The sequence below is a fragment of the Nocardiopsis sp. NPDC055879 genome (assembly GCF_053615935.1).
In genome coordinates, this window is sequence record NZ_JBSHCT010000007.1 from 1 (window position 1) to 20,910 (window position 20,910).

At 68.0% G+C, this 20,910-nt stretch carries 19 protein-coding genes; 9 read left to right on the top strand and 10 right to left on the bottom strand.

What is annotated here, in order from left to right; translation table 11 throughout:
• Positions 1-552: 552 nt before the first annotated feature.
• From ACWGKS_RS09660 to ACWGKS_RS09680, 5 genes are all read right to left on the bottom strand, one after another.
• A complete protein-coding gene (locus tag ACWGKS_RS09660; RefSeq protein ID WP_358503034.1) occupies positions 553-1,647 on the bottom strand; it encodes an ABC transporter ATP-binding protein in 1,095 nt (364 codons plus the stop codon).
• Positions 1,644-2,759, bottom strand: a complete 1,116-nt coding sequence (locus ACWGKS_RS09665; RefSeq protein WP_358503037.1) for an ABC transporter ATP-binding protein — start codon at positions 2,757-2,759, stop codon at positions 1,644-1,646. Before ACWGKS_RS09665 ends, ACWGKS_RS09660 begins: the two co-directional genes overlap by 4 nt.
• A 2-nt stretch (positions 2,760-2,761) precedes the next feature.
• Complete coding sequence (locus ACWGKS_RS09670; RefSeq protein WP_358503039.1) at positions 2,762-3,775, bottom strand: ABC transporter permease; 1,014 nt, start codon at positions 3,773-3,775, stop codon at positions 2,762-2,764.
• Complete coding sequence (locus ACWGKS_RS09675) at positions 3,775-4,779, bottom strand: ABC transporter permease (protein WP_452522319.1); 1,005 nt, start codon at positions 4,777-4,779, stop codon at positions 3,775-3,777. Before ACWGKS_RS09675 ends, ACWGKS_RS09670 begins: the two co-directional genes overlap by 1 nt.
• A gap of 141 nt (positions 4,780-4,920) precedes the next feature.
• Positions 4,921-6,588 carry an ABC transporter substrate-binding protein gene (locus tag ACWGKS_RS09680; RefSeq protein WP_067601603.1) on the bottom strand — a complete coding sequence of 556 codons (1,668 nt, stop codon included), beginning with the start codon at positions 6,586-6,588 and terminating at the stop codon, positions 4,921-4,923.
• A gap of 325 nt (positions 6,589-6,913) precedes the next feature.
• Here ACWGKS_RS09680 and ACWGKS_RS09685 point away from each other — a divergent pair, with 325 nt between their 5' ends.
• Positions 6,914-7,318: a hypothetical protein gene (locus ACWGKS_RS09685; protein ID WP_067601600.1), complete on the top strand. Its 405-nt coding sequence runs from the start codon at positions 6,914-6,916 to the stop codon at positions 7,316-7,318.
• A gap of 79 nt (positions 7,319-7,397) precedes the next feature.
• Here the strand turns inward: ACWGKS_RS09685 and ACWGKS_RS09690 are convergent, their stop codons facing one another.
• Positions 7,398-7,892 (bottom strand): hypothetical protein, encoded by a 495-nt coding sequence (locus ACWGKS_RS09690; protein ID WP_223809158.1) that lies wholly within the window; start codon positions 7,890-7,892, stop codon positions 7,398-7,400.
• Positions 7,893-7,987: 95 nt separating this feature from the next.
• Positions 7,988-8,503: a gluconokinase gene (locus ACWGKS_RS09695; RefSeq protein ID WP_067601597.1), complete on the bottom strand. Its 516-nt coding sequence runs from the start codon at positions 8,501-8,503 to the stop codon at positions 7,988-7,990.
• 133 nt (positions 8,504-8,636) lie between these two features.
• Between ACWGKS_RS09695 and ACWGKS_RS09700 the strand changes: the two genes are divergently transcribed.
• Positions 8,637-9,347: a FadR/GntR family transcriptional regulator gene (locus tag ACWGKS_RS09700; RefSeq protein WP_358503046.1), complete on the top strand. Its 711-nt coding sequence runs from the start codon at positions 8,637-8,639 to the stop codon at positions 9,345-9,347.
• Between the two features lie 39 nt (positions 9,348-9,386).
• On the opposite strand, the gene ACWGKS_RS09705 is transcribed toward ACWGKS_RS09700, so the two are convergent.
• A complete protein-coding gene (locus tag ACWGKS_RS09705) occupies positions 9,387-10,763 on the bottom strand; it encodes a GntP family permease (protein WP_067601591.1) in 1,377 nt (458 codons plus the stop codon).
• 239 nt (positions 10,764-11,002) lie between these two features.
• On the opposite strand from ACWGKS_RS09705, the gene ACWGKS_RS09710 reads away from it, so the two are divergent.
• The 6 genes from ACWGKS_RS09710 (at position 11,003) to ACWGKS_RS09735 (ending at position 17,469) form a co-directional block, all read left to right on the top strand.
• Positions 11,003-11,554 carry a DUF7010 family protein gene (locus ACWGKS_RS09710; protein ID WP_067601588.1) on the top strand — a complete coding sequence of 184 codons (552 nt, stop codon included), beginning with the start codon at positions 11,003-11,005 and terminating at the stop codon, positions 11,552-11,554.
• Positions 11,555-12,015: 461 nt separating this feature from the next.
• Positions 12,016-12,651 carry a DJ-1/PfpI family protein gene (locus ACWGKS_RS09715; RefSeq protein WP_452455293.1) on the top strand — a complete coding sequence of 212 codons (636 nt, stop codon included), beginning with the start codon at positions 12,016-12,018 and terminating at the stop codon, positions 12,649-12,651.
• Positions 12,652-12,758: 107 nt separating this feature from the next.
• Positions 12,759-13,763 (top strand): threonine aldolase family protein, encoded by a 1,005-nt coding sequence (locus tag ACWGKS_RS09720; RefSeq protein ID WP_358503055.1) that lies wholly within the window; start codon positions 12,759-12,761, stop codon positions 13,761-13,763.
• Positions 13,764-13,910: 147 nt separating this feature from the next.
• Entirely contained in the window at positions 13,911-14,699 is a 789-nt protein-coding gene (locus tag ACWGKS_RS09725) for an IclR family transcriptional regulator (protein ID WP_358503058.1), read from the top strand.
• 280 nt (positions 14,700-14,979) lie between these two features.
• Complete coding sequence (glpK, locus tag ACWGKS_RS09730; protein WP_358503061.1) at positions 14,980-16,476, top strand: glycerol kinase GlpK; 1,497 nt, start codon at positions 14,980-14,982, stop codon at positions 16,474-16,476.
• Positions 16,477-16,716: 240 nt separating this feature from the next.
• Positions 16,717-17,469, top strand: a complete 753-nt coding sequence (locus ACWGKS_RS09735) for an MIP/aquaporin family protein (protein WP_358503064.1) — start codon at positions 16,717-16,719, stop codon at positions 17,467-17,469.
• Positions 17,470-17,535: 66 nt separating this feature from the next.
• Here the strand turns inward: ACWGKS_RS09735 and ACWGKS_RS09740 are convergent, their stop codons facing one another.
• Positions 17,536-18,390, bottom strand: coding sequence for a helix-turn-helix domain-containing protein (locus ACWGKS_RS09740; protein WP_452522325.1), 855 nt, complete (start codon positions 18,388-18,390; stop codon positions 17,536-17,538).
• Positions 18,391-18,770: 380 nt separating this feature from the next.
• On the opposite strand from ACWGKS_RS09740, the gene ACWGKS_RS09745 reads away from it, so the two are divergent.
• Positions 18,771-20,336 carry an FAD-dependent oxidoreductase gene (locus ACWGKS_RS09745; RefSeq protein WP_452522327.1) on the top strand — a complete coding sequence of 522 codons (1,566 nt, stop codon included), beginning with the start codon at positions 18,771-18,773 and terminating at the stop codon, positions 20,334-20,336.
• 188 nt (positions 20,337-20,524) lie between these two features.
• Here ACWGKS_RS09745 and ACWGKS_RS09750 read toward each other — a convergent pair whose 3' ends face one another.
• Positions 20,525-20,728, bottom strand: coding sequence for a cold-shock protein (locus ACWGKS_RS09750; RefSeq protein WP_067601566.1), 204 nt, complete (start codon positions 20,726-20,728; stop codon positions 20,525-20,527).
• Positions 20,729-20,910: the final 182 nt, after the last annotated feature.

A 20,910-nucleotide genomic window follows, 5' to 3' on the forward strand; every position in this document is an offset into this window, starting at 1 on the left:
CCCGACATCGCCTTGACGCGTGCGGTGCGGGCGGCAACAATCACGCGGCGGGGAAGGAGGGAGAACCCACCCCACCCCGCCAGGCCACCAGCAGGGCCCCGACCCGAGGCGCCCCACCCCACACCCCACCCCGCCCAACCACCCCAAAGAGCCAGAAACCCTAGGCGCCCCACCAATCCACCCGAGCACCCCCACCAACCCCAAGAACCAAAAACCTGAGGCACCCCACGCCCCATCCCCACCACACCCACCCACCCCCGGGCAGCACGAAACCGGCGAAACCAGCGGCTCCCCCAAGATCGATGGGATCACGCCCACCGACCCCACCACCACCCCGAACTCCCCTGCCTGTGGATAACTCGCCTTCCTTGCGGAAAATCCGATCTCTAGCCTCCGATCCCCCACCCCCCTTTCCGACCGTCTTCCGTCCTCACCTCCCACTCCCCGTGGCCCACGTCCCCGCCGCGTCCCGCCACATCCCGCGACGTCCCGCCACGCACACGAACGCGCGGGTGCCCCGGTACACCGGGACACCCGCGCGTTCGCGTTCGCTCAGCTCGCGCCGTGCACGACCCGATCGGCCCGTTCCTCGCTGGGCTGGATCTCACCGGACAGGATCTGCTCGGCGTAGTGGCAGGCCACCCGGTGGGTACCGCTCTTCAACGGGCGCAGTTCGGGCCGCTCGGTGTCGCACAGCTCCTCCTGGCGCCAGGGGCACCGGGTGTGGAACCGGCAGCCGGTCGGCGGGTTCGCCGGCGAGGGCAGGTCACCGGCGAGCAGGATCCGCTCACGGGAATCCTCGACCGTGGGGTCGGGAACCGGCACCGCCGACATCAGCGAACGGGTGTAGGGGTGCATCGGGGTCTCGTACATCTCGTCGCTGGTGGCCTCTTCCACCAGTGAACCCAGGTACATCACCCCTACGACGTCGCTGACGTGCCGCACGACCGCGAGGTCGTGGGCGATCACCAGGTACGTCAGCCCCATCTCCTCCTGGAGTTCCTCCAAGAGGTTGAGCACCTGCGCCTGGATGGACACGTCCAGGGCGGACACCGGTTCGTCGCAGATGATGAGGTCCGGTTGCAGGACCAGCGCGCGGGCGATGCCGATGCGCTGGCGCTGGCCGCCGGAGAACTCGTGCGGGTAGCGCTTGAGCGCCTTGGCGGACAGGCCCACCCGTTCCAGGGCGTCGACGATGCGGGTCTCCCGATCCTTCTGGATCAGTCGACGGCGGTCCTTGGCGGTGGTGCCTTCGGGGATCTCCTCGGGCCCGCCGATGCCGTGGGTCTCCAGCCCTTCCATGAGGATGGCGCCGATGGTCTGCCTCGGGTTGAGGCTGCCCAGCGGGTCCTGGAAGACCATTTGGAGGTTGGCGCGTTCGCGACGCATGGACTCGGGGTCGAGTCCGGCGAGGTCGCGCCCACCGAACCACACTTCGCCGTCGGTGATCTGGTTCAGGCGCAGGACGGCTCGCCCCAGGGTGGTCTTGCCGCATCCGGATTCGCCGACGAGGCCGTAGGTCTGGCCCTTCTCGATACTCAGCGAAACGCCGTCGACGGCTTGGACGTGCCCGATGGTGCGGTCGATGAGCACGCCGCGCTTGATCGGGAAGTGGACCTTGAGGTCCTTGATCTCCAGCAGGCTCATCCCCGCTCCTCCTCGTCTTCGCCGTCTCTGCCGTCTCCCACGTCTTCGCCGGCAACGGTCGCGGTGTCCAGGACGGCCCGGTCCACCACTTCCGCGTGCTCGATGGGATTGACGCAGCGGTGGACGTGCTCGCCACCGCCACCACCCCCGGCGCCGTCGGCCATGGTCACGAGAGGGGGCGGCCCCTGGAGGCACTCCATCGTGTAGTGGTCGCAGCGGGGCGCGAACGCGCAGCCGTCCGTCCAGGCGATGTTGTCGTTGACGGAACCGCGCACCGGGGTGAGCGGCTCCCCTCGTGGCGCGTCGAGCCTCGGGATGGACCCGAGCAGTCCCACGGTGTACGGGTGCGTGGGGTCGGCGAACAACGGTTCGCGTGGCGCGGTCTCCACCGCCCTCCCGGCGTACAGGACGTTGATGTCGTCGCACAGGCCGGCCACCACGCCCAGGTCGTGGGTGATCATGAGCAGGGCGGTGCCCTCCTCGGTGACCAGGTCCTTGAGCAACTCCAGGATCTGCGCCTGGATGGTGACGTCCAGGGCGGTGGTGGGTTCGTCGGCGATCATCAGGCGGGGCTTGCAGGCCACCGCCATGGCGATGAGCGCGCGCTGGCGCATTCCACCGGACAGTTGGTGCGGGTACTCGTTGAGCCGTCGAGTGGGATCGGGGATGCCCACCCGGTACAGCAGGTCGGCGGCCTCCTTGCGGGCGACGGCCCCGCGTATCCCCCGGTGTCGCTTGAGGATCTCGGTGACCTGCAGGCCGATGGGAACCACCGGGTTGAGCGAGCTGAGCGGGTCCTGGAAGATCATCGCCATCTGGGATCCGCGCAGGTCCCGCAGGCGGCGTTGGGAGAGGCGGAGCAGATCCACCTCACCGTCGGGCAGCTGCATGACGGCGCTGCCACCGACCTTGACCCCGCGGTCCGGGAGGAGCCCCATCAGGGCCAGGGAGGTGACGCTCTTGCCGCAACCGGACTCGCCGACCAGACCCGTGACTCGACCTTCCTCCAGGCTGAAGGAGACCCCGTCGACGGCGCGCGTTTCACCGGACCCGCGCCGGTGGAACACCACGGACAGCTCGTCCACCGCCAACAGCGGCGTGCTGGAACTCATGGTCACTTCCTCAACTTCGGGTCGAGCGCCTCACGCAGGGACTCTCCCAGGAGGGTGAAGCCGAGCGCGGTGATGATGATGCCCAGGGCCGGGTAGACGGCCAGGGCCGGAGCGCTGGACAGGAACCGTTGGGCCTCGGAGAGCATCGTGCCCCACTCCGGGAAGTTCGCGTCGGGGTTGCCCAGACCCAGGTAGGACAGGGCGGCCGCGTCGATGATGGCGGTCGCCAGGGTGAGCGTGGACTGGACGAGCACCGGCCCCATGGAGTTGGGCAGGATGTGCGTCAGGGCGATCTTGTGGCTGCGCACGCCCATGGCCTGCGCGGCCAGTACGTACTCGCGGTTGCCCTGGGAGATCATCGCGCCGCGCAGCAGCCGGGCGAAGATCGGGATTTGGGCGATACCGACCGCGAGCATGACGGTGGTCAGGCTGGGTCCGACGAGCGCGGCGACGGTGACGGCCAGCAGCAGGGACGGCAGCGCGAGCATCATGTCGATGACGCGCATGATGACGTTGTCGACCTGACGCCCCCACCGGCCACCGAGGACCGTGCAGCCGCCGGCGACGCCGCCGAGCAGGGCACCGAACAGGAAGCCGACGAAGGTGGCGACCACACCGACCATGAGGGTCTGGCGGGCTCCGATCACCATGCGGGAGAACATGTCGCGGCCGAGGTGGTCCAGGCCCAACCAGTTCTCGGCGCGTGGTCCGACGAACTCGTTGCGGTTGGGGAAGACCTCGCTGCCCCAGGCCTGTGAGGTCGGGCTGTAGGGGGCGATGAGCGGTGAGAACAGCGCCACCAGCAAGAACACGACGACGATGATCGCGCCACTGATCGCCATGGGGCTGCGCCGCATGCGTCCGAAGGCCTCGCGCCAGACCCCGGCACCGTGGCCGTCGTCGCCCCGGTCGCCCATGAGTTCGGCGAGCCGGTCGACCTTGGCGGCCTTGCGCTTGTGGAGGGGCGTCTTCTCTTCGGTCTCGGAAGGGCTTTGGGAGCTCGGTGTCGTAGGCATCACTGGGCCCGCACTCTCGGGTCGAGGAGGCTGTACGAGATGTCGACCAGGAGGTTGATGAACACGTACATGGTGGCGATGAGCAGGATGAACCCGGTCAGGACCGGATAGTCGCGTTCCTGGGTGGCGATGTACACGAACGAACCGATGCCCGGGAAGGCGAACACGCTCTCGGTGAGGACGGCGCCCGCGAAGAGGCTGCCGGTGAGCAGACCGACGGCGGTGACCACCGGCAGCAGGGCGTTGCGCAGCACGTGGCGGGTGCGGACCGTGGTCCGGTGCAGACCCTTGGCGTTGGCCGTGCGCACGTAGTCCTCTTCCATCACCTCCAGGACGCTCGCCCTGGTCATACGGGTGATGACGGCCAACGGGATGGACGCCAGCGCCAGCCCCGGCAGGGCCAGGTGGGCGAGCGCGTCCCAGACCACGTCCCATTCACGGGTCATGACACCGTCCAGGACGACGAATCCGGTGATGTCGGTGCGGGTGAGCCCCGGGGAGAGCCGGAAGGCCGAGGGGAACCACCCCATGCCCTCGGCGAAGACCACCTTGAGGATGAACGCGAGGAAGAAGACCGGGGTGCAGATGCCCAGGAGGGAACCGCCGACGGCGGCGAAGTCCAGGATGGTGCCGCGGCGGCGCGCGGCGAGGTAACCGAGCGGAAGTCCGATGGTGACGGCGATGAGGATCGCGGTCACGCCCAGCTCGAACGTCGCCGGGAACCTGAGGAAGAACTCGTCCAGGACCGGACGTGAGGTCTGGAGCGATGTCCCGAGGTCGCCTTGGGCGATTCTGCGCAGGAAGGCCAGGTACTGAACCATGAGTGGTTCGTCCAGGCCGAGCGACCGCCGCAGCATCGCACGCTGTTCAGGGGTCGCGTCGTCGGGGAGGAGGGCGTACTCCGGCCCGCCCGGCAGCCGTTGGAGCCAGACGAACAGCAGGATCGACAGGCCACCCAGTGTCGGGATGAGCTGTAGGAGTCGCCTGACGATGAATCGCAGCACCTTCGCCGCCTTTCGCCAGTGGTGGAAGGTTCGGATGATCGGGGGATCGCCCCAGGGGAGGTGCGGCGACGGGGGGACACCGCCATGGGGCACCCGTGGTGCCGGGCCCGACCGGCGTGGCGGTCGGGCCCGGCGGAGGTACTACTTCCAGGAGGCTTCGCCGAAGTTCTCCTGCGTCAGCGGGCTGACGTTGGGCGGCTCGACGTCGGGCGAGAAGGCGATCGAGGGCGGGGAACTGGAGATGGGCAGCCCCGGCAGGGCGTCCATGACCATCTCGTTGAGCTCCTGGTAACCGGCGACGCGCTCTTCCTCGTCGGGGTTGGTGCTCACCTCGGTCATCTTGTCGAAGAGCTCTTCCTCGTCCATGCCCCACGCGTCGTTGTGGGTGGAGAACCAGGTGCCGATGAAGTTGTAGGCGTCGTTGTAGTCACCGGTCCAGCCGAGCAGGTACATCGGGCAGTTGCCGCTGTCGACCTGGCCGGAGTAGACGGACCACTCGTAGGGGGTGGCCTCCACGGTGACACCGACCTCCTGGAGGTCTTCGGTGATGACGTCGAAGATGTCCTTGGGGGCGGGCATGTACGGGCGGGTGACCTCGGTCGGGTAGCAGAACTCGACGTCGAAGCCGTCTTCGTACCCGGCGTCGGCGAGCATCTCGCGAGCCTTGTCCGGGTCGTAGTCGAAGGTCCGCACGTCCTCGGACCAACCGTCGAGGGTGTCCGGGTGGAACTGCGTGGCGACCTCGCCACCCTCGGGGAGGATGGTGTCGACGATGCGCTGGCGGTCCACCGCGTGGGAGAGGGCCTCACGGACCTCCATCTCGGCGAGCGCCTCGTGGCTCTCCTGCTGGTAGGCCATGTACAGGACGTTGAACACGTCACGGGTGGGCACCTGGAAACCGGCGTCCTCCAGCGGCGCGACGTCGGCCGGGGCGACCAGGTCGTAGCCCTGGATGTCACCGGCCTCCAGCGCCTGGCGGCGGGCGGTCTCGTCGGGGATGCTCCGCAGGATCATGGTCTCGAAGCCCGCCGGGTCGCCCCAGTAGTCGTCGTACCGGTTGAGGGTGACCTCGGCCTGGTCCTGGTTCCATTCCTCGACGGTGAACGGACCGGTGCCGGCGAGTGAGCCGGCGCTCTGGGCGAAGTCGGGGAGGCTCAGGTTGCCCTCTTCACCGGTGACCTCCTGGCCCTCCATGGTCTCCAGGGTGGTGGGGCTCATGATGCCGAAGGCGGCGAGGCTGAATCCACCGGGGAAGATCGAGGAGTACTCGGAGATCTCGATGACGGCGGTGAGCTCGTCCTCGGCGTCACAGGAGACGTAACGGGATTCTCCGGTGCTGTAGTCCTCGTCGGGCTCGGCGAATCCACCGAAGATCGACTGCCAGTAGTAGGACAGGTTGGAGCTCTGGTAGGCACCGGTCAGATTGTTCCAGCGATCGAAATTGGCGCAGACGACCTCGGCGTTGAATTCGTCGCCGTCGTGGAAGGTGACGTTGTCGCGGAGGTTGAAGGTCCAGACGGTGCCGTCCTCGGACTGATCCCAGGTCTCGGCGAGACCGCCGACGATTTCCGAACCACCGGATTCGTGGTCGAGAAGGGTTTCGAAGACCTGCCGGCTGTAACGGTAGGTCTCGCCGTCGTTGGTGAGGAAGGGATCCAGTGACGTGATGTCACCGGCGGCCCCGAAGACGAACGGCTGCTCGCCGTCGCCGGAGCCGCGGTCACTCTCCGCACAGGCTGTCGCCACCAGGGTGAGCGACGCCGCGACGGCCACGAGACCGAGCGGCTTTCGGGAAGACTTCGTGAACATGTGGTCCACCTCAGGGGGACGTGGGGTTGAGGCCCAGAACGATTGCTGTGGACCCTAAACCGGTTCACGAGCCCCTGGGAAGATAGACGGCTGGGTATTAATACAACCGTTTCAGATCTGTGCCGTGATCCATAGCTCGGTTTTTCGCGTCCAGGTGTTCAACTGTTCGGGATCTTAAAGGGTGCAACGGAAACCCGAATCCCATGACCCTGAGTACTCGCTTCAGTACATTCCCTCAAAGTTATCCGGTCATAGGATGATTTAACTTTTCCGACATGGTGTCCGTTTCGGACCAAGGACCCTTCGAGCGTCCTATGATCTGCGAATGGACACACCCCTGGACGACGCGTCCCTCACCGCGTTCCTCGAAGGTCAGGACAGCGCCTGGCTCACCGAACAGCTCATGCTGATCGCCGACGAGGACCCCATCACCCGCATCCGCCTGAGCGGTGCCGCCGGCGCGGAGAGCGCGGTCGAGGAGGCACGCGCCGTCGTGCTGTCCCTGGTCAACGCGCACCTGCCCGCCAAGAGCGAGGATGACGACGAGGAGGATGATCCCCTCCATCGCGCACTCGATCTCCTGGACGACCTCATCGACTACGGCTTCGAGGACGAGATCGGCGACGTCGCGGACGAGGCCCGGGAGGTGTACGTCGCCCGTCACGGCGAGGACGACGGCGAGCACTTGGCCCGACTGCACGTCCTGGCCGATGGCGAAGAGGACGACTGACCGGACATGGGGAAGGCCCGGCGGGGAACGGTTCGTTCAAAACCCGCCGGGCCCTTTGTCGAAGTGGAGTGGCCTGGTGCTACTCGTGGCACCAGCGACGCACGTTGGTGCTCCACAGCGCGATGTTGAGGACGATCGCGGAGAGCGCCGCCACGGTCCCCGCCAGCATCAGCGGGGTGTCGGCGAGCCAAGCCGCCAGGAACAGCGTGAACAGCGCGGTACCGAAGGCGAACAGTGAACCGATCTGGGAGGCCCGCCAGAGCACGTGACCGGCTCGACGGACCGGCAGTGCCAGCGCGACCAGGCCGAGGCCGACCAGGGCCGCCATCACGAGCAGCAGCCACAATTCGGTCGTCACGCTCGCGTGGACGCCTTCGGAAAGCATGCTCCCGACCAGGTAGGCGAGCAGGCCGTACAGGGCCGCGGCGACGAACATCAGGACACAGGTCTGACGCACGTCCAGCGGGGGACGCACTCCCGGGTGGGCCGGGGCCAGAAGGCTCTTCCGGGGCGGGGGCACCACGCTGAAGGGGCGGGACGCGGTGGCGGTGGGGGACGGTTGGGAGTCTTGCATGACGAACAGGGTCGCGTGCCGCGCCCCACTGCACAAGTGGAGTAATGCCACACAACGGACCGTGGCCGTGGCATGACGTAACGGAGCGGGACGGATCAGACCCCCGTGGCCCCCATCCGCTCCCCCACGTACTCCAGGGCCTGCGATGTCAGCGTGTCCAGGTCCTCGCGCACGTCGAGTTCCCGGCCGGCCTCGTCCGGGCCGAGCCGTTCCAGGGTCTGCATCTGGGAGAGCAGCAGCCCCGACGGCATGAAGTGGTCCTCTCGGGCGTCGAGCCTCTCCCAGATCACCTCCTGTGTTCCGTGCAGGTGGAGGAAGTGCACATCCGAGGCCCCGGCCCTCAGCAGGTCCCTGTAGTCGCGTTTGAGCGCCGAACAGGCCATCACGGTGGACTCGCCCAGGGCGTCGTTCGCACCGATCCAGCGGGCCAGTTCACGCAGCCATGGCCCACGGTCCTCGTCGGTCAGGGGCACCCCCGACTCCATCTTGCGGATGTTGGCCTCGGGGTGGAAGTCGTCGGCCTCGGCGAAGGGCAGCCCGAGACGGACCGCGACCCGCTGGGCCACACTCGTCTTGCCGCTACCGGACACACCCATGAAGACAAAGTGCATGGTCTCTCCGTCTCGTGGCCCGCCACTCGGCGGCACCACCAATAGTGTTATCAATCGTTCCCGTTAGGCTTCAGGCTGACCCCCGGCCCATAGCGGCCGAAGCAGCAGAACCGGGAAGTACGAGGAACCGCCGATGGGCACGACGCACCGCACGTTGCACAACCGGGTGCTGGCGGTGCTCGGCCCGGCGATCGCCGCGGGCGAGTACGCCTGCGGTCACACCTTCACGCTGAGCGGGTTGGAAGATGGATTCGGGGTCTCTCGGACGGTCGCCCGCGAGGCGGTGCGGGTCCTGGAGTCCATGGGCCTGGTGATCAGTCGCCCCCGCACCGGCATCCGGGTCCGGCCCCGGCGCGACTGGAGCGTGTTCGACCCGCAGCTGATCCGCTGGCGCCTGGCCGGAGACGCCCGCATGGACCAGCTGCGATCCCTGAACGAACTGCGAGCGGCCGTGGAACCGGGCGCCGCGGCCCTGGCCGCCGAACGCGGCCCCGCCGACGAGCGGGCCCGGCTGGTGGTGCTGGCCGAACAGATGACACTGACCGGTCGGGCCGGCAAGCTCGACACGTTCATGGACCTGGACGTCACGTTCCACCGGCGCATCCTGGAACTGTCCGGCAACGAGATGCTGGCCGGGCTCTCGGACGTGGTGACCGAGGTCCTGGTCGGCCGCACCTCCTACGACCTGATGCCGCACCAGCCGCGCCCGGAGGCGTTGCGCCTGCACACGGCGGTGGCGCAGGCCATCCGGGACGGGCTGCCGGACGTGGCGGAGGCGGCGATGCGGGCCATCGTCACCGAGGTCTCCGACGCGTTGAAGGACACCCGCCCCCCGCAGGGGTGAGCCGCGTTCGGGTCGCCCGGCGACCATGGCCCGTTCCACCTACAGGACCAGGGACAGACCGAAGGCGAGCCCGAAGCCGATGAAGCCGATCAGGGTCTCCATCACGGTCCAGGTCTTGAGCGTGGTCTTGACGTCCATGCCCAGGAAGCGGCCGACCAGCCAGAAGCCGGAGTCGTTGACGTGCGACAGGGCCGTGGCTCCGGAGGCGATGGCGATCACGATCAGGGCCAGGTCGATGGAGCTCAGCCCCGAGGTGGCCTGCACCGCCGGGGCGATGAGGCCCGCGGCGGTGGTGATGGCGACGGTGGCCGAGCCCTGGGCGACGCGCAGGGCCAGGGCGATGATGAACGCCGCGAGGATGACCGGCATGCCCGTGGAATCCAGGCTGTCGGCGAGGGCGTCACCGATACCGCTGGTGCGCAGGACCCCGCCGAACATGCCGCCGGCGCCGGTGATGAGGATGATCGCGCAGACCGGGCCGAGCGCCCCGCCCACGATCTCCTCCACCCTGGTACGCGTGAAGCGGCCCTTGCTGAGCACGACCATCGCGTAGACGACGGTGATGAGCAGGGCGATGGGGGTCTCACCGACCAGGCGCATGACCTGCACCCACGTGGCTTCCTCGGGCACCGCGCCGGTGGCGGCGACGGTGGTGATACCGGTGTTGGCGAAGATCAGCAGCATCGGCAGGAGGAGGACGCTGATGACGGTCATCAGGTGCGGCGGGTTCTCGTGCTTGACCTCACCGTCGGACATGATGTCGTCCGGGACGGGGAGCTCCCAGCGCTTGCCCGCCCACAGGCCGAACAGGTAGCTGGCCAGGTACCAGGTGGGGATGGCCAGAAGGGCACCGATGAGCAGGGTCAGCCCCATGTCGGCGCCGATCTCGACGGCGGCGGTGACCGGACCGGGGTGCGGCGGGACGAACGCGTGCATCACCGCGAAGGCGCCGGCGGTGGGCAGGGCGTAGAGCAGCACGGAGCCGCCCACGCGACGGGCGACGCTGAAGACGATCGGCAGCATCACGACGAGGCCGACGTCGAAGAAGATCGGGAAGCCGAACAGCAGTGAGGCCACGCCCAGCGCCAGCGGGGCCCGCTTCTCGCCGAACAGCTTGATGAGGGCACCGGCCAGGACGGCCGCGCCACCGGTGATCTCCAGCAGGCGGCCGATCATCACACCGAGGCCGACCAGGAGGGCGACGCTCGCGAGTGTTCCGCCGAAGCCGTCCAGGAGGGTGGGCACCACCCCGGCGACCGGGATGCCGGCGGCGAGCGCGGTGATCACGCTGACCAGCACGAGCGCGATGAAGGCGTGCAGTTTGAATCTGATGATCAGGAACAGCAGGAGCGCGATGGCGCCCGCCGCGATCCCGAGGAGGGGACCCGTGCCGTACACGGGTTCGAAGTTCTCCACGACGGAGCCTTCCACTGGGCGGGGTGGGACGTGGCGGACACCGAGTACCGCCTTGACCTGCTCTTGGACCAGGCTCCGAGAATGGTAATACCATTTGTGAGGTCCTGTGAACACACAGGTGAGGTTCTGTGACGGAGACGCAGGTCACAGGCCTGAAATCGGTGCTCGCGGGACGCGCCGGCCGGAACCGGCCCTGCTCACGGCAATGAAACGACACGCTCCGCCCGTAGGGTGATCGCGTGCCTGCGACCACAGAACCTCAGCTCCTGGACGACCGGATCCGACGCCAGGGGATCATCATCCTCAGCGTCTTCGCCTTCATCTGGGCTGTGGCGGGATGGGGGAACCTGAGTCAGGCCCCGCTCCTGGCCATGATCGTGTCCGCGTTGGTGTCCCTCCTGGTGATCCTCCAGGGGATTCGCTACGCGAGCCAGGGTCATCGACGACGCGAGCGCGTCCTTCCACGTTCGTGGAACCGCTGGGTGGGCGTGGTCAACATCACCCAGATCGTTCTGATCGCGGCGGCGGTGTTCGCCCTGGTGCGCACCGACCAGCTGATCTTCCTGCCGCCCACGATCGCGCTGATCGTGGGACTGCACTTCTTCCCCCTCGCCCCACTCTTCGATCAGAGGCAGTACCTCTGGACGGCGGCGGCCCTGTGCCTGCTGGCGATCGCCGGTTTCGTCGCCGTCCTCACCGGCGCGGCCCTGGAAATGGTCATCGCGGGCGTCTGCGTGAGCGCCGCCGTCGCCCTGTGGACGAGCGCGATCCTCATCGCCATCCGCAACTGACCCCTCAGCCGGCCACGCGCTCCCGCGACAGCGGGACACCCTCGCCCTCCAGGATTCGTCATTGATCCTGCTTTCTTAGTAATCGCAGCTTGGAATTCAGGGCGTGTGGGGCTCAGGAGACATTGCAGCGTCTGCTGAGCCCTTTTTCGTGTGCGCGACCGGAAAGGTCAGAGACTCGCCCATGGGTTGTCGTTCAAATCGGCGGCCAGGAAGAACCAGAAGAGCCCCGACATCCGCCGAAGCACGCATGCACCACGCGCTCACGGCCGGGCGTTTCCCCTACCGGCCTCCACCTCATCCCTACTTCCTCACCCTCCGTCATCTGGACAAGTTCCCACCCGAACCACCAGACCGGTATTTTCACGGCACCCACGAATAAAACCGAAAGCGAGCGCAGCCGCCACCAGAACCCTGGTATCCGTAAATTGACACCCCGCCCTTCCAGACTTCAACCTCTTGCCATGAACGCAGAGCTCCGCACCTCCCTCCACCTCGCTGTTTACGACCAGATGGCCGACTGGCAGTACGGCCACGCGGTCGCGCACGTGCGTTCGGGGTTGGGTCCACTCGGGCTCGGGAGCCGCGAAATCGTCACCGTGGGCCTGACCGGAGCGCCCGTGACCACCGCCGGCGGCCTCACCCTCCTCCCCGACATCACGTTGCCGCAGCTCATCCCCTCCGCGAGCGCGATGCTGGTGCTCCCCGGATCGGAAGCGTGGGACCACTCCCCCGAGGTCATGGCCCCCTTGGCCTCCGCCGCGGGCATCTTCCTGGACGCCGGGGTTCCGGTCGGGGCGATCGGATCGGCCACGGTCGGCCTCGCACGCGAGGGCCTCCTGGACTACCGGGACCACACCGGGGTGTGCCGACAGGATCTGGTCACGACCACCGGCTACGCGGGCGGTCACCGCTATCTGGCCCGGCTGGCCGTCACCGACGGTGACCTGGTCACCGCCGCCGCGACGGCACCGGTCGAGTTCGCCCGCGAGGTCATGGCCCGACTGGACGGCCACGGCCCCCGAACCTTGGACTCCTGGTATCGCCGCTACGCCCTGCACGACGGCGACACCTCCCTGAGCCTGGCGGATGAGGGCTGATCCACACCGGGCGGGTAGGCCACCGCGAAGGGTCGCCCAGTATCGTCATGGCCGTACCCGCCTCTTCCGCGTCGCCGCGGCCGCCTCAGCCACCCCGGGGGACCCTCATGATCGACCTGCGCTCGGACACCTTCACCCGACCCACGAAGGAAATGCGCCTGGCCATGGCCGAGGCGAAGGTCGGCGACGACGTGTGGGGCGAGGACCCCACCGTCCGCGAACTGGAGGAGGAGACGGCCGCCCTGCTCGGCAAGGAGGCCGCCCTCTACGTCACCTCCGGCCACATGGCCAACCAGCTGGGCCTGTGGGTGGCGGCCCGCAGCGGCGAGGAGGTGTGGGCGCACGAGAACCACCACCTCATCGGTGACGAACAGGGCGCGGCGGTCGTGTTGTCCCGGGTCCTGCCGAGGCTGTACTCGGGCGACCCGTTCCCCGCCCAAGAGCTCCTCGACGGGTGGATCACCGGGCTGGGCGACGTGCATCGCGCGGATCCCGCCCTGTTGTGGTTGGAGAACACCTTCTCCGGTCGGGTCGTCCCATTGGCCGAGCAGCGGCGCGTGACCGACTTCGCGCACGCCCACGGGTTGAGGGCGCACCTGGACGGCGCCCGGCTGTGGAACGCCGCCGCCCACCTGGAGGTGGGGCCGGCCGTGGTGGCCGAGGGCTTCGACACGGTTTCGGTGTGCTTCTCCAAGGGCCTGGGCGCACCGGTGGGTTCGGCGGTGGCCGGTGACGCGGACACGATTCGGCGGGCCCGGCGCGGTCGAAAGCTGCTCGGCGGCGGTATGCGTCAGGCGGGCGTCATCGCCGCGGGTGCCCTGTACGCGCTGCGCCATCACCGTGAACGCATGGTGGAGGACCACGAGCGGGCCGCTCGCCTGGCCGAACTCCTGAACGAGCTTCCCGGCCTGGACGCGGTGGCGCGAACCAACATGGTGCTGGTGACCACCCCCGAGGGCGAGGCCGGTCGGTACGTGGAGGCGTTCGCCGCGCAGGGGGTGCTCGCGACGGGCGGCGGTGACCGTATCCGGATGGTCGTGAGCCTGGAGATCACCGACAGCGACGTCGAGGACGCGGCGAAGGCGACCGCGAAGGCCGTCGCCCAACTCTGATCGGGCCCGGCCGCAGGTCAGCGGGGTGGAGCCTCGGTACACTTGCCCGGCTCCGCCGTGAACCCGGGGCCGGCAGGTGTCGAGCGTCACATCGCGTAGTAGCATCTGGCGTATGACATTGTCGTACTAGAGAGTGGTAGCACCGCAATGCCGGGAAGAATCCAGTCCATCGAACGCGCCGCCGCTATCCTGCGGCTGCTGGCCAGTGGCGCCCGGGGACTGAGCCTGGCCGAGATCTCCCGATCCCTCCAACTGCCCAAGGGCACGGCCCTGGGCATCCTTCGCACCTTGCAACACGTGGGGTTCGTGGAGCAGGACCCCGAGTCGAGTCGCTACCGCCTGGGCGGGGGCATGCTCAGCCTGGGCACCCGCTACCTGGACGGCAACGAACTGCGGACCCGGGCCCTGAACTGGGCCGACACCCTGGCCTCCCGAAGCGGGGAGAGCGTGCGCATCGGCACCCTGCACAAGCACCAGGTGCTCGTGGTGCACCACGTCTTCCGCCCCGACTCCTCCAGTCAGACCCTGGACGTGGGCACGTTGCTGCCGTTGCACGCGACGGCCCTGGGCAAGGTCCTGATGGCCTTCGACCCCTTGGCGGTCCCCGAGGACGTGGCCGCGGTGGAGACCGACTCCCCCGTGGAACTCACCGCCTTCACCCGCCATACGGTCACCACCATGGCCGACCTGGAAGCGGGTCTGGACGAGATCCGCGAACAGGGCTGGGGCTGGGAAGTGGAGGAACTCGTCGACGGCGAGGTGTCCATAGCCGCGCCCATCCGCGACCGGCGTGGAGTGACCGTCGGCGCGATCGGGGTGCGCGGCGCGGTCGAGCGCCTGCGCGACGAGGCCGGCCGCCCCGACATGGAGCAGGTCTCCTACATCCGCGACGCGGCTCGCGCGATCTCCCGCGACCTGGGCGTGACCCCGTACTGAGGCCCGCCACGAGCGCGCTTGCGACCCCGTCGGACGAACCCCGCTCACCGTGGTTTCCGGAGTGGGGTTCTTCTGATGTCCGCCTTCGCCTGAGATGGTGGGGGTCTAGGGCTTGTGACTCACGCGACACGATTGCGTCACGCGCTCTTGACATGGGAAGGAAACACAGTCGAAACTAACGCCTAATCATACGTCATTGTCGTACGCCATGCGGGGATGACCGCTGTAATGCATGTTCCGACCCCCCGTCCCCATCCACGTCCATCTGAAGGCGAGACCGATGAGCCAGCAGTACATCGCCGCGATCGACCAGGGCACCACGTCGAGCCGCTGCATCCTCTTCGACCAGGACGGGCGCATCGTCTCGGTCGATCAACGTGAGCACCGCCAGATCTTCCCCAAGCCGGGTTGGGTGGAACACGACGCCCTGGAGATCTGGACCAACGTCGAGTCCGTCGTCCAGAAGTCGCTGCAAAAGAGCGACATCACCCCCGACCAGATCGCCGCCATCGGTATCACCAACCAGCGCGAGACCACGCTGATCTGGGACAAGGAGACCGGTGAGCCGGTCTACAACGCGATCGTCTGGCAGGACACCCGCACCGACGAGATCGCCCGTGAACTCGGCGGTGAGGAGGGCCAGGACCGCTTCCGTCCCAAGTGCGGTCTGCCGCTGGCCACCTACTTCTCCGGCCCCAAGATCCGCTGGCTCCTCGACAACGTCGAGGGGGTCCGCGAGCGCGCCGACCGCGGTGAGCTGCTGTTCGGCACCATGGACACCTGGCTGATCTGGAAGCTGACCGGCAAGCACGTCACCGACGTCACCAACGCCAGCCGCACCATGCTGATGAACCTGGAGACCCTGGCCTGGGACGACGAGATCCTGGCGGCCATGGACATCCCGGCGAGCCTCCTGCCGGAGATCCGGTCCTCCTCCGAGGTCTACGGCGAGTCCACCGGCTACCTGGCCGGCACCCCGGTCGCCTCCTCACTGGGCGACCAGCACGCCGCGCTGTTCGGTCAGACCTGCTTCGACCCGGGCGACGTCAAGGGCACCTACGGCACCGGCACGTTCCTGGTCATGAACACCGGCACCAAGCCCATCAAGTCCGAGAACGGGCTGCTCACCACCCTCGGCTACAAGATCGGGGACACCCCGGCGGTGTACGCGCTGGAGGGCTCCATCGCGGTCACCGGCTCCCTGGTGCAGTGGCTGCGCGACAGCCTCGGCCTGATCTCCTCCGCTCCGGAGATCGAGACCCTGGCCCGCACCGTGGACGACAACGGCGGTTGCTACATCGTTCCGGCCTTCTCCGGCCTGTTCGCCCCGCACTGGCGCAGCGACGCCCGCGGCGTCATCGCCGGCCTGACCGGTTACGTGAACAAGGGTCACATCGCGCGCGCCGTCCTGGAGGCCTCGGCCTGGCAGACCCGCGAGGTCGTCGACGCCATGAACGCCGACTCGCAGATCGATCTGACCACCCTGAAGGTCGACGGCGGCATGACCGCGGACAACCTGCTCATGCAGATCCTGTCCGACGTGCTCGACGCCGAGGTGGTGCGTCCGATGGTCGCCGAGACCACGTGTCTGGGCGCGGCCTACGCGGCCGGTCTGGCCGTGGGTTACTGGCCCGACATCGAGACGCTGCGCGCCAACTGGCACAAGGCCGCCGAATGGAACCCGAAGATGGATTCGTCGGTTCGTGAACGCGAGTACCACAACTGGAACAAGGCCGTCGAGCGCACCCTGGGCTGGGTCGAGCACGAGAACGCCTGAAGCGTACGGGCGGACGTCAGCCGTCCCGCACCACACGCGTGACCGCGCCCCAAGGGGACAGAGCGAACTGGAACCCTTGGGGCGCGGATCCAGGGCACCGACCAGGTGCCCACTCCCCATTCAAATGTGACGGGTGTGTCCGATTATGCCCGTGTCGGCGCGAATCCGCTGCGGTTCATGCCACACGGGCCAGGTGACACCCGTGACCCGGCTGCCCCCGCCAAGGGGGCGGAGATCCCCATGGTCTATCTCGCAGAATTCATCGGAACCGCGATCCTCACCCTGCTCGGCTGTGGTGTCGTCGCGGGTGTCTCCCTAGCCCGGTCCAAGGCCCTCAACGCGGGCTGGATCGTCGTGACGTTCGGCTGGGGGATGGCGGTCACGATGGCCATCTACGTCGTCGGCACCACCAGCGGCGCCCACATCAACCCGGCGGTCACGCTGGGCATGGCCAGCATCGGCGACTTCGAGTGGGCGCTGGTGCCCGGTTACATCGCCGCCCAGATCGCGGGTGCCTTCGTCGGTGCCGTCCTGGTGTACCTGGCCTACCTCCCGCACTGGGAGCACACCGAGGACCAGGGCGCCAAGTTGGGCGTCTTCTCCACCGCTCCGGCGGTGCGCAAGCCGCTCCTCAACCTGGTCACGGAGATCATCGGTACCGCGCTGCTGCTGCTGGGCATCCTCGGCATCGGTGCCAACGCCGACGCGGTGTCCTCGGAGGGCGGTGTCATGCTGTCCGACCTGTTCGCCAACGGTCTGGCCCCGCTGATGGTGGGTCTGCTGGTGTTCGCGATCGGTATGTCCCTCGGTGGTCCCACCGGGTACGCCATCAACCCGGCCCGTGACCTGGGCCCGCGTATCGCGCACGCCCTGCTGCCCATTCCCGGCAAGGGCTCCTCGGACTGGGGGTACTCCTGGGTCCCGATCGTCGGTCCCATCATCGGTGCCGTGATCGGTTCCTGGATCTGGAAGCTGACCGGCTTCGGCGGCTGATCCCCACCGAGAACCCCGTACGAAACTCCATGGGGGGCGTCCGACGTCGATCGGGCGCCCCCGTCCTCATGGGTCCAGGTGCACCTCTTGGAGGTACTCCAGGGTCTCCGCCGGACGAAGGGCCATCAGCCGTAGGTGGTCCACCAGGTTCTGGTAGCGGACCACCTCGTCCGGCTCCTCCAGGTAGATGCCGTCGGTGGTGGTCTCCAGGAAGACGACCGTGGGGTCGATGGGGTCGGGGAACTCCAACACCACGCACGAGCCACCGCTTCCGGGGTTGAGCCGGTCCGCGCGGGTCAGCTGCACGGTGATGTTGGGGCGCCGCGCCATCTCCAGGAGGTGCTCGACCTGGACGCGTTTGGTCCGCGGGTGGTCCTTCAACCGCAGGAGGGAACCCTCGTCGAAGATCGCCCACAGCCGGGGAGGATCCTGGTCCTCCAGGATGCGCTGACGGGTCATGCGGGCGTCGATGGCCCGCCGGATCTCCTGGGGGCCGGCCAGGCAGGCCTGGGCGTTGACCTTCATGTACTCGGGCACCTGGAGGAGCCCGGGGATCATGAGGGGCTGCCAGGTGGTGATCGCACTCGCCTCGGTCTCGAAGCCGACGAAGCGCGCGGCCAGGACGTCGCGGTAGCGGGTCCACCAGCCGCGTTCCAGGGACTGGCGGCACAGGTCGAGGATCTCGTCGAACTCACGCCCGGGAGCGACCTCACAGACTTCCAGGACCGCCTTGACCTCGGCGACCGTGGGCCTCTTCTTCACCCCCGACTCGATGTTGGAGTAGGTGGACTTGGACAGACCGGCGTCGGCGGCGACCTCTTCGCCGGTCTTGCGCGCGGCGAGCCGAATCCGGCGGAGTTCGGCGGACAGGCGGCGTCGCCGGATGGTGGGAGAGTACCTAGTGGCCATGATGGGGCTCATCGTAGAACCGGGAACACCCGCCCTGTGGGGCAATCCGTGGAACCCGGAATCCAGGTCGTGATTCCGTCCCCGAAACCGGGATGTCGTCTTACGAGAGGTTGGATTCCAGAACCCGAACCCTCGAAGGCCTGACAGACGTCTAATGTGCGACAATGTCGCATACCGTGCACCACTGGCGACACTTCCACTCCACCGTGTCACATCAGCCTCTGGCGCAGCATCCCCCAGCACCGCCGAGATGGCGGACTTCAGAACAAGGGGCGGTCAACCTTGGGCATCGTTCGGCATTGTCGTATCATGCAGTCGACACCAGCCTGAATCGCGGAGTCCGTTCAGGTACGTGCACCAGCCACCCCTCCCCAACGGACGGAGCACCAGCCATGAAGGCCGACACCCACCGCGCCACACCCCTATACCGGACCCACACCCGTGAGGAACTCACCCGCGGCACCTTCGACCTCCTGGTCATCGGCGGCGGCATCCTCGGGACCTCCGTGGCGTGGACCGCCACCCAGGCCGGACTGCGTGTGGCCATGGTCGACGCCGGCGACTTCGCCGGCGCCACCTCCAGTGCCTCCTCCAAGCTCGTGCACGGCGGACTGCGCTACCTTCAGACCGGCAACGTGCGCCTGGTCGCCGAGAACCACCGCGAACGCCGCTCGCTGGCCTCCGACGTCGCCCCGCACCTGGTCAACCACCGCCCCTTCCTCGTGCCCATCTACAACGACGGCCCGCACGGCGCCGCGAAGATGGGTGCGGGCGTCTTCCTGTACTCGGCGCTGTCGGCCTTCGGCGACGGCATGGGCCGGCTGCTCTCCCCCAAGCAGGCCAAGCGCCTGGCCCCGGGTCTGCGCACCGACGGGCTCAAATCGGTGGCCGCCTACAGCGACCACCAGATGAACGACAGCCGCATGGCCGTCATGTCGGTGCGCGCGGCCGTGGACGCCGGTGCCGTGGTGCTCAACCACGCCGAGGTTCGGGGACTGCGCACCACCAGCGGTCGTGTCACCGGCGCCGAACTGCGCGATGGGGTCTCCGGCGAGGAGTTCGGCGTGGACGCGCGACTGGTGCTCAACGCCACCGGCCCGTGGGTGGACCACCTGCGTCGTATGGAGGACCCGAACGCGGCGCCCAGCGTGCGTCTGTCCAAGGGTGCCCACCTGGTGCTGAACACCCCGGACCCGTGGCGCGCGGCGCTGACCATCCCCGTGGACAAGTACCGGGTGTCCTTCGCGATCCCGTGGGAGGGCCACCTGCTGCTCGGGACCACGGACGAGGCCTACGAGGGCGACCCGGCCGACGTGGGCGTGGTCCCCTCCGATGTGGACCAGATCCTGAGCGAGGCGTCGATGGGCATCGACCCCTCCTACCTGGACCGTGATCGGATGACGTACTCGTTCGCCGGCCTGCGCGTGCTGCCGGGCGGCCCCGGAGACACCAGTTCCGCCAAGCGGGAGACCGTGGTCTCCCAGGGTCGTGGAGGGATGTTGTCGGTGGCCGGCGGCAAGTGGACCACCTACCGGCACATCGGTCGGACCGTGGTGGAGGCGCTGCGCAAGGTGTCGTCCGTGCCGCTGGGCGAGGGCATGGCCGACCCGCTGCGGACCGTTCCGCTGCCCGGTCTGGCCAGCCCCGACGCGGTCACCCAGCGGCTCATCATCGACCGTGAGCCGGGGGCACGCGTGGACCCGCTGGTCGCCCGACACCTGGCCACCCACTACGGGAGCCTGGCCATGGACATCGCGGCCCTGGTCCGCGACCGGCCGGAGCTGGGCGAGCGCATCCACCCGGACGGCCCGGACGTGTGGGCGCAGGTCGTCTTCGCCCGTGACCACGAGTGGGCGGTGACCGTCGACGACGCGCTGCGTCGCCGCACCACCGTGACCGTGCGCGGCCTGGACACCCCCGAGGTGCGCGAGCACACGGAGCGCCTCCTGGCCGGTTGATCCGAACGTCGAACGCCCCGACCGTCTTCCCCACGGCCGGGGCGTTCGTGTGTCCGGCGCCGTGCGCACGGCACGCGGACCCCGCGGACACAAAAAGAACACCCCCGGCGGGTGGTACCCGTCCGGGGGTGTTCGGCGACGTTCACGCCCCTGCTGAGCGGGGCGACGACGCTACGTCTGTGCGATCGTTAGATGGCGACGACGTTCTCGGCCTGCGGGCCACGGGTGCCCTCGACGATCTCGAACTCCACGCGCTGGTTCTCCTCCAGGTTACGGAAGCCCGAACCCTGGATGGCGCTGTAGTGAACGAAGGCGTCGGGGCCGCCGCCGTCGGGGGAGATGAAGCCGAAGCCCTTCTCGCCGTTGAACCACTTCACAGTTCCCTGAGCCATGTTCTCTCCTTCAGCTCGGTGTAACACGGACGCATACTCACGCCCGATAATTGCCGCGAGCCGACTCCATGAGAAACCGCCCGCCGGTCACAAACTCCGCGGGCAAGACACCAACTGCGAAATTCAACGACTAACAATCACCTTGAACGTACCACAGCCGGCGCCCCGAGTGAGGGTTTCGA